This window comes from Pseudomonas sp. JR33AA, from assembly GCF_021378985.1.
Classification (GTDB): Bacteria; Pseudomonadota; Gammaproteobacteria; order Pseudomonadales; family Pseudomonadaceae; genus Aquipseudomonas; species Aquipseudomonas alloputida.
In genome coordinates this window covers 471,645-484,666 of record NZ_JAJSAW010000001.1, presented here as the reverse complement: position 1 = coordinate 484,666, position 13,022 = coordinate 471,645, and the positions used below count along the sequence as shown (strand labels likewise).

General features: G+C 62.4%; 13 protein-coding genes. 10 read left to right on the top strand and 3 right to left on the bottom strand.

Annotated features, from left to right (window positions below):
* Positions 1-15: 15 nt before the first annotated feature.
* From LVS58_RS02115 to LVS58_RS02105, 3 genes are all read left to right on the top strand, one after another.
* Complete coding sequence (locus tag LVS58_RS02115; RefSeq protein ID WP_010955685.1) at positions 16-681, top strand: fumarylacetoacetate hydrolase family protein; 666 nt, start codon at positions 16-18, stop codon at positions 679-681.
* A gap of 201 nt (positions 682-882) precedes the next feature.
* Positions 883-1,803 (top strand): SdiA-regulated domain-containing protein, encoded by a 921-nt coding sequence (locus LVS58_RS02110; protein WP_233689692.1) that lies wholly within the window; start codon positions 883-885, stop codon positions 1,801-1,803.
* A 90-nt stretch (positions 1,804-1,893) separates the two neighbouring features.
* Positions 1,894-2,796, top strand: coding sequence for an SdiA-regulated domain-containing protein (locus LVS58_RS02105; RefSeq protein WP_233689691.1), 903 nt, complete (start codon positions 1,894-1,896; stop codon positions 2,794-2,796).
* Between the two features lie 104 nt (positions 2,797-2,900).
* Here the strand turns inward: LVS58_RS02105 and rpiA are convergent, their stop codons facing one another.
* Positions 2,901-3,575, bottom strand: a complete 675-nt coding sequence (gene rpiA, locus LVS58_RS02100; protein ID WP_003249004.1) for a ribose-5-phosphate isomerase RpiA — start codon at positions 3,573-3,575, stop codon at positions 2,901-2,903.
* Between the two features lie 133 nt (positions 3,576-3,708).
* On the opposite strand from rpiA, the gene ilvA reads away from it, so the two are divergent.
* Positions 3,709-5,223 (top strand): threonine ammonia-lyase, biosynthetic, encoded by a 1,515-nt coding sequence (gene ilvA, locus LVS58_RS02095; protein ID WP_003249006.1) that lies wholly within the window; start codon positions 3,709-3,711, stop codon positions 5,221-5,223.
* A 44-nt stretch (positions 5,224-5,267) separates the two neighbouring features.
* A complete protein-coding gene (locus LVS58_RS02090; RefSeq protein WP_233689690.1) occupies positions 5,268-5,693 on the top strand; it encodes a DUF2269 domain-containing protein in 426 nt (141 codons plus the stop codon).
* Positions 5,694-5,775: 82 nt separating this feature from the next.
* On the opposite strand, the gene LVS58_RS02085 is transcribed toward LVS58_RS02090, so the two are convergent.
* Positions 5,776-6,432, bottom strand: coding sequence for an HAD family hydrolase (locus LVS58_RS02085; protein WP_233689689.1), 657 nt, complete (start codon positions 6,430-6,432; stop codon positions 5,776-5,778).
* 141 nt (positions 6,433-6,573) lie between these two features.
* Between LVS58_RS02085 and LVS58_RS02080 the strand changes: the two genes are divergently transcribed.
* A complete protein-coding gene (locus LVS58_RS02080) occupies positions 6,574-7,053 on the top strand; it encodes an RNA pyrophosphohydrolase (protein WP_003249017.1) in 480 nt (159 codons plus the stop codon).
* Positions 7,054-7,075: 22 nt separating this feature from the next.
* On the top strand, positions 7,076-9,355 hold the full coding sequence (gene ptsP, locus LVS58_RS02075; RefSeq protein ID WP_233689688.1) for a phosphoenolpyruvate--protein phosphotransferase: 2,280 nt from the start codon (positions 7,076-7,078) through the stop codon (positions 9,353-9,355).
* A 122-nt stretch (positions 9,356-9,477) separates the two neighbouring features.
* Here the strand turns inward: ptsP and LVS58_RS02070 are convergent, their stop codons facing one another.
* Positions 9,478-10,224, bottom strand: a complete 747-nt coding sequence (locus LVS58_RS02070) for an NRDE family protein (RefSeq protein ID WP_233689687.1) — start codon at positions 10,222-10,224, stop codon at positions 9,478-9,480.
* A gap of 130 nt (positions 10,225-10,354) precedes the next feature.
* Between LVS58_RS02070 and LVS58_RS02065 the strand changes: the two genes are divergently transcribed.
* Genes LVS58_RS02065 through LVS58_RS02055 form a run of 3 tightly spaced genes read left to right on the top strand, consistent with a single transcriptional unit; the run spans position 10,355 to position 12,983 of the window.
* Entirely contained in the window at positions 10,355-11,137 is a 783-nt protein-coding gene (locus LVS58_RS02065) for a sulfite exporter TauE/SafE family protein (protein WP_233689686.1), read from the top strand.
* Between the two features lie 16 nt (positions 11,138-11,153).
* Positions 11,154-11,960, top strand: a complete 807-nt coding sequence (gene lgt / locus LVS58_RS02060; protein WP_201201272.1) for a prolipoprotein diacylglyceryl transferase — start codon at positions 11,154-11,156, stop codon at positions 11,958-11,960.
* 51 nt (positions 11,961-12,011) lie between these two features.
* Positions 12,012-12,983, top strand: a complete 972-nt coding sequence (locus LVS58_RS02055; protein WP_003249029.1) for a thymidylate synthase — start codon at positions 12,012-12,014, stop codon at positions 12,981-12,983.
* Positions 12,984-13,022 lie beyond the last annotated feature (39 nt).

Genomic DNA, 13,022 nt, shown 5'->3' with positions numbered 1-13,022 from the left:
CAGAAGGAGTCGGCCATGAGTTACCAGCACCAGTACGTAGACGGCACGCGCATTCACTTCCCCCTGGGCAAGGTGGTGTGCATCGGCCGTAACTATGCCGAGCATGCCAAGGAACTGGACAACCCGATCCCCACCGAGCCGCTGCTGTTCATCAAGCCAGGCAGCTGCGTGGTGCCGGCCGAAGGTGGCTTCAAGATCCCGGCCGAGCGTGGGTCGGTGCACTATGAGGTTGAAATTGCCGTGTTGCTGGGCAAGCCGTTGTCGACCCACCCGAGCGAGGAAGAGGTGCTGGACGCCATTTCCGGTTACGCACCGGCGCTGGACCTGACCCTGCGCGACGTGCAGGCCAAACTGAAGGAAAAGGGCCTGCCCTGGGAGCTGGCCAAGTGCTTTGACGGTGCTTGCGTGCTGCCACCGTTCGTCTCGGCCGCCAGCTTCGAGGACGTGACAGACATCCCGGTGCGCCTCACCGTGAACGGCGAAGTGCGCCAGGATGGTAACAGCGCGATGATGCTGAACCCGATCGTGCCGATGATTCAGTACATGGCAGCGCATTTCTCGCTGCAGGCGGGGGATGTGATCCTCACCGGAACCCCGGCGGGCGTTGGGCCGTTCAATGTCGGTGACGAGCTGGTGCTGGAGCTGCCGGGGGTGAGCCGCTTCGAAAGCCGGGTGCTTTGACCCGAAACCGCGTGGCCTTCTTCGCGGGTAAACCCGCTCCTACAGGGGCCGCGTGGCCTTTTTCGCGGGTGAACCCGCTCCTACAGGGTTGCAGCACCTTGGGGGCGGGCATGCCCGCGAAGAGGTCGGCCCTGTTTACCGATTTTTCACACCCAATCCGGATAATGCGCGCACCTAAGCCCATTTCCCCAGGATCACCGCATGCCATCCACCCCCAGCGCCCCGGTAACCCCCAAGCGTCGTTTCTACCTGCGCTGGCCCTTCGGCCTAGCCGTGGCGGCGGTGATCGGCTATGGGGTGGCCGTGGCCATGCATTGGGATGACCGCGGTGCACTGTGGGTAAAAGAAGGCTTTGAAAGCACCGCCGAGCGCAGCGATAGCGTGTGGCTGCCGGATTATCAGGTGGACATCGACGCCAAACCGTTGCCAGGCATGGAGGATGACGAAGCTTCGGACGTGGCCTTCAACCCGCAAACCCGCACCCTGTTCGCGGTCATGGGCAAGAACCCGATTCTGGTCGAGCTGAGCCTGGAGGGCGATGTACTGCGCAAGATTCCGCTCAACGGCTGGAACAACCCCGAAGGCGTCGCGGTGCTCGAAGACGGCAACCTGGCCATCACTGACGAGCGCCTGCATGACCTGACCGTGGTCAAGGTGGACGCGCAGACCACGGCACTGAACCACGATGACTTCCAGAGCCACGACCTGGGCCCATCGGTCAAAAGCAACAAGGGCTTCGAGGCCATCGCCTGGGACCCGTTGCGCCAGCGCCTGATCATTGGCGAGGAGCGCCCGCCCAAGCTGTACACCTGGACCACCGATGGCCGCAGCCCGCTCAAGGGTGAGAAGCAACCGTTGCCTAGCGATGAACTCGACTTGCGCAACCTGTCTGCGCTAGGTGTCGACCCGCGTACCGGCCACTTGCTGGTGCTTTCGGCCGACTCCAACATGCTGCTGGAGCTGGACGAGCAGGGGGAGCAAGTCAGTTTCATGACGCTGCTGGGCGGCTTCAACGGCCTTGAGGGCACCATTCCGCGGGCTGAAGGGGTGGCCATGGACGACAAGGGCAACTTGTACATGGTCAGCGAGCCGGCGCTTTTCTATCGATTCAAAAAGAACTGACAACCCCATCAGATTTGCCTGACGCTTGCGTTAAGCTTTGCTTCAGCCATTCATGATTAGATTCGCCATCCTTGTGTCGAGTCTGTCCCTATGCGTCGTTTAGTTCGCCTGCTCCTTGTCCTGGCTGCCCTTGGTCTGCTCCTGCTGGGCTGGGCCGGGCAGGAGTTCCGCCTGTTCGAGCGTGGCTGGTTCAATCTGAAGACCTGGTGGCAGCCTGTGGAGCGCGGCATTGGCCTGGACCGCTATCGGGTGGTGCTGGAGGCGCAGCCGATCGAAGGGCTGGATGATGACATTTCGGCGCTGACCTACGACCCCGACCGCAAAACCCTCTTCACGGTCACCAACGCCCGTTCGGAACTGATCGAGCTGTCGCTGGACGGCCGTATCCTGCGACGTGTGCCGCTGACTGGTTTCGGCGACCCGGAGGCAGTGGAGTACGTCGGGCCAAACAGCTATGTAATCACCGATGAGCGTCAGCAACGGCTGATTCGCGTCCGACTGGAAGACGACACGATGTTTCTCGATGCCGGTGATGCCGAACAGCTGACGTTGGGCATTGGCCTCAATGGCAACAAGGGCTTCGAGGGCCTGGCCTACGATTCGGCGGGCAAGCGCCTGTTCGTGGCGAAGGAGCGTGACCCGATGCTGATCTATGAGGTGCATGGCTTCCCGCATGACAACCCGGAAAAGCCCTACGCCGTGCATGTGGTGCAGGACCGCAAGCGTGATTCACGGTTGTTTGTGCGGGATTTGTCGAGCTTGCAGTTCGATGAACGCAGCGGGCATTTGCTGGCATTGTCGGACGAGTCTCGGCTGGTGCTGGAGCTGGATGTACAGGGCCAGCCGCTGAGTACCTTGTCGTTGCGCAAAGGCTTCCAGGGGTTGCAGGCGACGGTGCCGCAGGCGGAAGGTATTGCGATGGATGACGCGGGGACCATTTACCTGGTCAGTGAGCCGAACCTGTTCTATGTGTTCAAGCAGCCGGCTGACTGATCGCCTGTCGGGGCCTATTCGAGGGTAAACCCGCTCCTACAGGGGTGGCCACGGTTCCAGGCCTGTGGGGTACCTTGTAGGAGCGGGTTTACCCGCGAAGGGTTTTACTCGGCCTTCAGGCTCTTCACGCCTTCAGCGGTACCCAGCAAAAGCAGATCCGCCGGCCGCGCCGCGAACAGGCCGTTGGTGACCACGCCGACGATGGCGTTGATCTGCGCTTCCAGTTCCACCGGGTTGGTGATCTGCAGGTTGTAAACATCCAGGATCACGTTGCCGTTGTCGGTGACCACGCCTTCACGGTACACCGGGTCGCCACCCAGCTTCACCAGCTGACGTGCCACGTGGCTGCGGGCCATGGGGATCACTTCGACCGGCAGCGGGAAGGCCCCCAGTACCGGCACCAGCTTGCTGCCGTCGGCGATGCAGATGAAGGTCTTGGCCACGGCCGCGACGATCTTTTCGCGGGTCAGGGCTGCGCCGCCGCCCTTGATCAGGTGCAGGTGTGCGTCGCTCTCGTCAGCGCCGTCCACGTAAAACTCAAGCTCGCTGACGCTGTTCAGTTCGTAGACCGGGATGCCATGGCCCTTCAGGCGCTGGGCAGTGGCTTCGGAGCTGGCGACGGCGCCGTCGAACGCGGTCTTGTGCTGAGCCAGGGCATCGATGAAGAAGTTGGCGGTCGAACCGGTACCGACGCCTACGACGCTCTTTTCATCCAGCTTGGGCAGAATGAAGTCGACAGCGGCCTGGGCGACGGCCTGTTTGAGTTGGTCCTGGGTCATGCGGGCTCCGGAAGGGGCAGGGCGGTTTCAAAGTTGCCTAGTATAACGGCTCGCACGGCTTTGCTGTGGTCGCCCGACGTAGCGCTGGGGTAGACTCCCAGCCCTCGTCCCGCGGCCCAGTGATGCATTCCCGATGCTCGAACAGTACGTCAAGAAGATCCTCACCTCGCGCGTCTATGACGTTGCCGTCGAAACCCCGTTGCAGAGCGCCGGGCAGCTGAGCAAGCGCCTGGGTAACCAGATTCTGCTCAAGCGCGAAGACCTGCAGCCCGTATTCTCGTTCAAGATCCGCGGCGCCTATAACAAGTTGGCCCAGCTGAGCCCGGAAGAACTGGCCCGCGGCGTGGTGACCGCCTCGGCCGGCAACCACGCCCAAGGCCTGGCCCTGGCCGCGCGCGAAATGGGCATCAAGGCCACCATCGTGATGCCCAAGACAACTCCGGAAATCAAGGTCGAAGGCGTGCGCTCGCGCGGTGGCAAGGTGGTGCTGCATGGCGATTCGTTCCCTGAGGCGCTGGCCTATTCGCTGAAACTGGTCGATGAAAAGGGCTTCGTCTACGTTCACCCTTACGACGATCCGCACACCATCGCCGGGCAGGGCACCGTCGCCATGGAAATCCTGCGCCAGCACCCTGGCCAGCTGGACGCGATCTTCGTCCCGGTGGGCGGTGGCGGCCTGATCGCCGGCATTGCTGCCTACGTGAAGTACCTGCGTCCGGAAATCAAGGTAATCGGTGTCGAACCGGACGATTCCAACTGCCTGCAGGCGGCCATGGCTGCCGGTGAGCGTGTGGTGCTGCCGCAGGTCGGGCTGTTCGCCGATGGCGTGGCGGTGGCGCAGATTGGCCAGCACACCTTCGATATCTGCCGCCACCATGTGGACGAAGTCGTCACCGTAAGTACCGACGAGATCTGCGCGGCAATCAAGGATATCTACGACGATACCCGCTCGATCACAGAGCCTGCTGGCGCGCTGGGTGTTGCGGGCATCAAGAAGTACGTCGAGCTATACGGCGTCAGCGGCCAGACCCTGGTAGCCATCGACTCCGGTGCCAACGTCAATTTCGATCGCCTGCGCCATGTGGCCGAACGTGCCGAGCTGGGTGAGAAGCGCGAGGCGATTATCGCCGTGACCATCCCTGAGCGCCCGGGTAGCTTCAAGGCCTTCTGCGAGGCGATTGGCAAGCGTCAGATCACCGAGTTCAACTACCGCAAGCACACCTCTGACGAAGCGCATATCTTCGTTGGGGTGCAGACCCATCCGGAAAACGACCCGCGCGCGGCACTGGTGCAGCAACTGACCGAGCAGGGCTTCCCGGTTACTGACCTGACCGACAACGAACTGGCCAAGCTGCATATTCGTCATATGGTCGGCGGCCACTCGGCCGGTGCCAGCGATGAAATGGTGCTGCGCTTCGAATTCCCCGAGCGGCCAGGGGCGCTGTTCAACTTCCTCAACAAGCTGGGCGGGCGCTGGAACATCTCGATGTTCCACTACCGCAACCATGGCGCGGCGGATGGGCGCGTGGTGGCGGGGCTGCAAGTGCCGGAGGACGAACGTCACCTGGTGCCGGCGGCGCTGGCCAAGATTGGTTACCCGTACTGGGACGAGACCGAGAACCCGGCCTACAAACTGTTCCTGGGCTGAGCGGCTAAGCTAGGGCTGATGGCCTGTATAAGGACGACCGAGACATGGAACACCTGACCACGCTCAAAACCCTGCATATCATCGCCACCGCGCTGCTGCTTCTGGGCGCCCTGGGCCTGGCGATCTGGACCTGGCGCGCTCGCCGTCAGGGCGATGCCGAAGCCTACGCCAAGCTGCTGCGCCGGCCATTGGTGTTCGTCTGGCTGGTGATGGGCCTATGCCTGGTGAGCATGCCGTTCACCGGCTGGTGGCTGATACACCTGGTGGGCTGGCCACTGGGGCAGACCTGGGTGTTGGCATCCAGTGTCATCTATACCTTCGGTGCGTTTGCCGTGTGGTGGCTGCTGGTGCGGTTGAACCGGCTGCGCAAGGCCGAGGTGGTGGGGCTGCGGTTTACCTTCGCCTTGGCGGTGTTCAGTGGGGTTTGCTTCCTGTCCATTGCCGGACTGATGGGGGCCAAGCCGGTCTGACAGCTTTGTGCTGTTTGTGCCGGCCTCTTCGCGGGTAAACCCGCTCCTACAACGGGCGGTGTGATGCCGGCACAGGAAAGCCTCAATCCCGCAGCGAAATCACCGGCCACCCCCGCTTATCCGCCTCGGCCCGCAGGTCCGAGGCCGGGTCCACTGCCACTGCATGCGTCACCCGCTGCAACAACGGCAGGTCATTCATCGAGTCGCTATAGAAGTAGCTGTCCTCGAGATCAAAGCCGTTTTCCAGCATCCAGCGCTCCAGCCGCGTCACTTTGCCTTCACGGAAACACGGTATATCGGTACTACGCCCGGTGTAGCGGCCGTCGCGCACTTCGCATTCGGTTGCCAGCAACACCCGCACCCCTAGGCGCCGGGCGATCGGTGCGGTGACGAAGCGGTTGGTAGCGGTGATGATCACCAGTTGGTCGCCCGCCTCGCGGTGCTGCTGCAGCAAGGCCAGGGCCTTGGGCAGGATGATTGGCTCGATACAGTCGCGCATGAAGTCGCGGTGCCACTCGTCGAGCTGGGCCATGGGTGTTGCCGCCAGGATCTCCATGGAAAAGGCCAGATAGGCCTGCAGGTCCAGGGTGCCATTGAGGTAATCCTGGTAGAAGCTGTCGTTGCGTTGCTTGTAGGCGACCGGGTCGAGAATGCCGCGCTCGCAAAGGTAGTCACCCCAGGCATGGTCGCTGTCGCCACCGAGGAGGGTATTGTCCAGGTCGAATAAAGCCAGGCGCATCGCGGTCACTCGCATCAGTCACAGGGTAGACCCGCAGAATACGGAGTTTTCACGCAGCTGCACATAAGCTTGGCGGGCGCGTTGCTGCGCTCGCAAGCTTTGTGGAACAATGCGTTGACATGCGTTTGCGAGGTTGCTGCCGTGATCGACCCGGATGGTTTTCGCCCCAATGTCGGGATCATTCTCACGAATGATGCCGGGCAGGTGCTATGGGCTCGACGGATCAACCAGGATGCCTGGCAATTCCCCCAGGGTGGTATCAACCCTGACGAAACGCCGGAAGACGCCCTGTACCGCGAGCTGAACGAAGAAGTTGGCCTAGAACGCGACGATGTAGAAATTCTTGCCTGCACCCGTGGCTGGTTGCGTTATCGTTTACCCCAGCGATTGGTACGTACCCACAGCCAGCCGCTGTGCATCGGCCAGAAGCAGAAGTGGTTCCTGCTGCGCCTGGTCAGCAACGAACAACGGGTGCGGATGGACCTGACCGGCAAGCCGGAATTCGACGGCTGGCGCTGGGTGAGCTATTGGTATCCGCTGGGCCAGGTTGTGACATTCAAGCGCGAGGTGTACCGACGCGCACTGAAAGAGCTAGCACCGCGTCTGTTGACGCGCGACTGACGACGGAGTTCGACCCCGAGCCATGCTCAATACGCTGCGCAAGATCGTCCAGGAAGTAAACTCCGCCAAAGATCTCAAGTCGGCGTTGGGGATCATTGTGTTGCGCGTCAAGGAAGCCATGGGCAGCCAGGTCTGCTCGGTCTACCTGCTCGACCCGGAAACCAACCGCTTCGTGCTGATGGCTACCGAAGGCCTGAACAAGCGCTCCATCGGCAAAGTCAGCATGGCCCCCAACGAAGGCCTGGTTGGCCTGGTCGGTACCCGGGAAGAGCCTCTGAACCTGGAAAACGCCGCCGACCACCCGCGTTACCGCTACTTTGCCGAAACCGGCGAAGAGAAATTCGCCTCCTTCCTGGGGGCGCCGATCATCCACCACCGCCGTGTGGTCGGGGTACTGGTCATCCAGCAAAAGGAGCGCCGCCAGTTCGACGAGGGCGAGGAAGCCTTCCTGGTCACCATGAGCGCCCAGCTTGCCGGGGTTATCGCCCACGCCGAGGCTACGGGCTCGATCCGTGGCCTGGGCCGTCAGGGCAAAGGCATTCAGGAAGCGCGCTTCGTGGGTGTGCCGGGTTCGCCTGGTGCCGCGGTGGGGCGCGCGGTGGTGATGTTGCCGCCGGCCGACCTGGAAGTGGTCCCGGACAAGATCGTCGATGACATCGACGCCGAACTCAAGCTGTTCCAGAACGCCCTGGAAGGTGTGCGCGACGACATGCGCAAGCTGTCGGCCAAGCTGGCCACCCAGCTGCGCCCGGAAGAGCGTGCGCTGTTCGATGTTTATCTGATGATGCTTGAAGACGCAGCCCTGGGCGGTGAGGTGACCGAGGTCATCAAGACCGGCCAGTGGGCCCAGGGCGCCCTGCGCCAGGTGGTTGGCGAGCACGTCAACCGCTTCGAGCTGATGGACGACGACTACCTGCGTGAGCGTGCCTCCGACGTCAAGGACCTGGGGCGCCGCCTTTTGGCCTACCTGCAGGAAGCGCGCTCGCAGTCGCTGGTGTATGCCGACAACACCATCCTGGTCAGTGAGGAACTGACACCGGCCATGCTCGGTGAAGTGCCGGAAGGCAAGCTGGTCGGCCTGGTCTCGGTACTCGGCTCGGGCAACTCCCACGTCGCCATTCTTGCGCGGGCCATGGGCATCCCAACGGTGATGGGCCTGGTCGACCTGCCATATTCCAAAGTCGACGGTATTGAACTGATCGTCGACGGCTACAAGGGCGAGGTGTTCACCAACCCCAGCGAGGTGCTGCGCAAGCAGTACAGCGAAGTGGTCGAGGAGGAACGCCAGCTGGCCCAAGGGCTGGATGCACTGCGCGAACTGCCGTGTGTTACTCCCGACGGCCATCGCATGCCCCTGTGGGTCAACACCGGCCTGCTCGCTGACGTGGCCCGTGCCCAGCAGCGCGGCGCCGAAGGGGTAGGCCTGTACCGCACCGAAGTGCCGTTCATGATCAACCAGCGTTTTCCCAGTGAGAAAGAGCAGTTGGCCATCTACCGTGAGCAGCTGGCAGCCTTCCACCCACTGCCGGTAACCATGCGTACCCTCGACATCGGTGGTGACAAGGCACTGTCGTACTTCCCGATCAAGGAAGAAAACCCGTTCCTCGGCTGGCGTGGCATCCGCGTCACCCTCGACCACCCGGAAATCTTCCTGGTACAGACCCGCGCCATGCTCAAGGCCAGCGAGGGCCTGAACAACCTGCGCATCCTGCTGCCGATGATTTCCGGCATTCACGAGCTGGAAGAGGCGCTGCACCTTATCCACCGTGCCTGGGGTGAAGTGCGTGACGAAGGTACCGATGTACCGATGCCGCCTGTGGGTGTAATGGTGGAAATTCCAGCGGCGGTGTACCAGACCAAGGAGCTGGCGCGCCAGGTGGACTTCCTGTCGGTCGGCTCCAACGACCTGACCCAGTACCTGCTGGCGGTGGACCGCAACAATCCGAGGGTCGCCGACCTGTACGACTACCTGCACCCGGCGGTGCTGCAGGCGCTGAACACGGTGGTGCGCGACGCCCATGGCGAAGGCAAGCCGGTGAGCATCTGCGGCGAGATGGCCGGTGACCCGGCGGCGGCGGTCCTGTTGATGGCCATGGGCTTCGACAGCCTCTCGATGAACGCCACCAACCTGCCGAAGGTCAAGTGGATGCTGCGCCAGATCAATATGGGCAAGGCCAAGGAGCTGCTGGCCGAAGCCTTGAGCCATGACAACCCGCAGGTTATCCACAGCTCGCTGCAGCTGGCCCTGAAGAACCTTGGGTTGGCGCGGATGATTGGGCCTGGGGCTAACAAGACTCTTTGAGGGTGATGCTGCCTGTCACGGCCTCTTCTCGGGTAAACCCGCCCCTACGTTGATCGGTGTACGTGTATCGGCGTAGGGGCGGGTTTACCCGCGAAGAGGCCCGAACAGACAACATCAAATACTCAGACCAACAACTCAATTTCCCCCAAGTGCCCGCCAAAAGGCCCGAAACTGCGCTCAATCAGCCGCCTTTGCCCCTGATCATCCACAATCAGCACGGTACTCGCCCGGGTCCCGTAATTTTGGCTGGCGATGAAGACGCTCGACAGCAACTTCTCTGTTGCCAACCCCACGCCTGTCTCGGGTAGGTCACCATCAGCTGCGGGCTCGTTATCCGCGAGTAAAGCCAGCAGGCTGTGCGGCTCCGGCGTGTCCAGCAGGTTTTCCAGGCCGTTACGTGCCTTCACCAGTTTCGGCCACGGTGTATCCAGCCCGGCGTTCGAGAGCCCGTAAACCCCGGCTTTCAGCAGGCGCGGCGTGGCCTCACGGGCGTGCAGATAACCCAGTTGCTGCCCATCACCCACCAGCAGGTTGAACCCCGAGTACTGTCCGCTACGGCTGGCCACCTGGTCCAGGTAAGCCTCAACCCCTAGCTCGCCCTGCAGAAACGCCGCCACCAGCTCACCCCGCGAGCGGGGCCCCGGCGCCTGACCCGGGTCACGGATGTTGGTCAGCGCAGAAAAGCGCCCCTTTGGGCCTACGCCCAGCCAGGTACCGCCTGCCTCCAGGTCGCGCCCGGCATGCACCCCAGGTGCATCCTCCCAGGCCGCCAGGGGCTGAGTGGGGCGGGCATAGAATTCGTCGCGGTTGGCCGCCACGATCAGCGGCAGGGCGTGCCCCGGCCGCCAGGCAAATACGATCAGGCACATAGGTTGGGCCTCTGTGTTTTCTTGTCACTGTACCCACAGGAACGATGCGGATCCATCCTGACACAGAGTTCACTAGAGCCCCGAGCCCGGCTTCCGTTACCATGCCGGATTGATTTCTGGGGGACGCCGAATGGAATTCGTGCTCTATCTGTTGTTGGGTGCCTGTGCTGGTGTGCTGGCCGGGCTGTTCGGCGTGGGCGGCGGCATCATCATCGTGCCGGTGCTGGTATTCAGCTTTACCCTGCAGGGTTTCGACGCTTCGGTGCTGACCCACCTGGCCGTCGGCACGTCACTGGCCACCATCGTCTTCACCTCGATCAACGCCGTGCGGGAACACCACCGCAAGCGCGCGGTGCAATGGCCGATCTTCGCCTGGATGACCTTAGGCATCCTCCTGGGGGCCGGTGTCGGTGCCAAGACTGCTTCGCTGATCCAGGGCCCACTGCTGCAAAAGATCATCGGTGTGTTCGCCCTGGTCATCGCCGCGCAGATGGCCCTTGACCTCAAACCCAAGGCCAGCCGTGGCATCCCCGGCAAACCTGGGCTGATCGGTGCAGGCAGCGTGATTGGCTGGGCCTCGGCCATTTTCGGCATTGGCGGTGGTTCGCTGACGGTGCCGTTCCTCACCTGGCGTAGCCTGCCCATGCAGCAGGCAGTGGCCACGTCATCGGCCTGTGGCCTGCCGATTGCTGTGGCCAGTGCCCTGAGCTTCATTCTGCTGGGATGGCACGAGGAGCACCTGCCGCCCCACAGCCTGGGTTACGTGTACCTGCCCGCATTGGTCGGCATTGCCGTGACCAGCATGTTTTTCGCACGCTTCGGCGCGCGCCTGGCGCACAAGCTGTCGCCACGTTTGTTGAAACGCCTGTTCGCAGCCCTGCTGTTCTGTGTCGGCCTCAGCTTTTTGATTTGAATCGAGAGGAAGTTCCATGCTGCCTTACCCGCAGATAGACCCCGTGGCCGTGGCCATTGGGCCGCTGAAAATCCATTGGTACGGCCTGATGTACCTGATCGGCATCGGCGGTGCCTGGCTGCTGGCCTCACGCCGGCTGAACCGCTTCGACCCCACCTGGAGCCGCGAGAAGCTGTCCGACCTGGTGTTCTGGCTGTCGATGGGGGTGATTGTCGGCGGGCGTCTGGGCTATGTGCTGTTCTACGACCTGCACGCCTACCTGGCCAACCCGACACTGATCTTCGAGGTGTGGAAGGGCGGTATGTCGTTCCACGGCGGCTTTATCGGCGTGATGCTGGCGGCCTTGTGGTTCGGCAAGCGCAACAACAAGTCGTTCTTCGAGCTGATGGACTTCGTCGCCCCGCTGGTGCCGATTGGCCTGGGTGCGGGGCGTATCGGCAACTTCATCAACGCTGAACTGTGGGGCAAACCTACCGACGTGCCATGGGCGATGATCTTCCCGCCGTTCAGCGACCCGGCCCAGTTGCCGCGCCACCCGTCGCAGCTCTACCAGTTCGCCCTCGAGGGCGTGGCGCTGTTCGTCATCCTTTGGCTGTTCTCGCGCAAGCCGCGACCGACCATGGCCGTGTCCGGCATGTTCGCGTTGTTCTACGGTATCTTCCGCTTCATCGTCGAATTCGTGCGGGTGCCGGATGCTCAGCTGGGTTACATCGCCTGGGGCTGGCTGACCATGGGTCAGATTCTCTGTGTGCCGATGATCCTGGCTGGCCTCGGCCTGATCTGGTGGGCTTATAATCGCAAGCCCACGGCGAAACCCGCCTGATTAATCCCACGGCAGGGGCGATCCCCCTGCCGTTTTTGCTACAGGTAAGCCATGAAACAGTATCTGGACCTGGTCCGCGACGTCATTGATAACGGCACGTTGCAGGGAAACCGCACCGGCATCCGCACCATCAGCCTGCCGGGCGCGATGCTGCGTTTCGACCTGCAGAAGGGCTTTCCGGCCATTACCACGCGCAAGCTGGCGTTCAAGTCGGCGATCGGTGAAATGGTCGGTTTCCTGCGTGGCGTGAAGAACGCCGGTGAGTTCCGCGAGCTGGGCTGCAAGGTCTGGGACCAGAACGCCAACGAAAACGCCCAGTGGCTGGCCAACCCGTTCCGTCAGGGCCATGACGACCTGGGCGAGATCTATGGCGTGCAATGGCGCCAGTGGCCGGGCTACAAGCGCATCCCGCTGAGCAACCCGGCGGCCATCGAAATGGCCGAGCAAGCCGGTTTCCGCCGCATTGCCCAGGACGAAGAGGACGGCGTCGCGTTTGTCATCCTGTACAAGGCGATCGATCAGGTGCGCCAGTGCCTGGACACCATCGCCAACGACCCGGGTAGCCGCCGCATCCTGTTCCATGGCTGGAACTGCGCGCAACTGGACGAAATGGCACTGCCACCGTGTCACTTGCTGTACCAGTTCCACCCGAATGTCGAGACCAGGGAAATTTCCCTGACCCTCTACATCCGCTCCAACGACCTGGGGCTTGGCACGCCGTTCAACCTCACCGAAGGCGCGGCGCTGCTGTCGCTGTTCGGCCGCCTGACCGGCTATACACCGCGCTGGTTCACTTACTTCATCGGCGATGCCCATGTGTACGAAAACCACCTGGACATGCTCAACGAGCAGCTCAAGCGCGAGCCGCTGGAGGCGCCGAAGCTGGTCATCAGCGACCGTGTGCCGTCGTTTGCCGAGACTGGCAAATACGAGCCGGAGTGGCTGGAGAAGATCGAGCCGAGTGATTTCTGGCTGGAAGGCTATGAGCACCATGCGCCGATGACAGCGCCGATGGCGGTCTGATAGATCTTCATTGTTTGAACTGGCCTCTTCGCGGGTGAA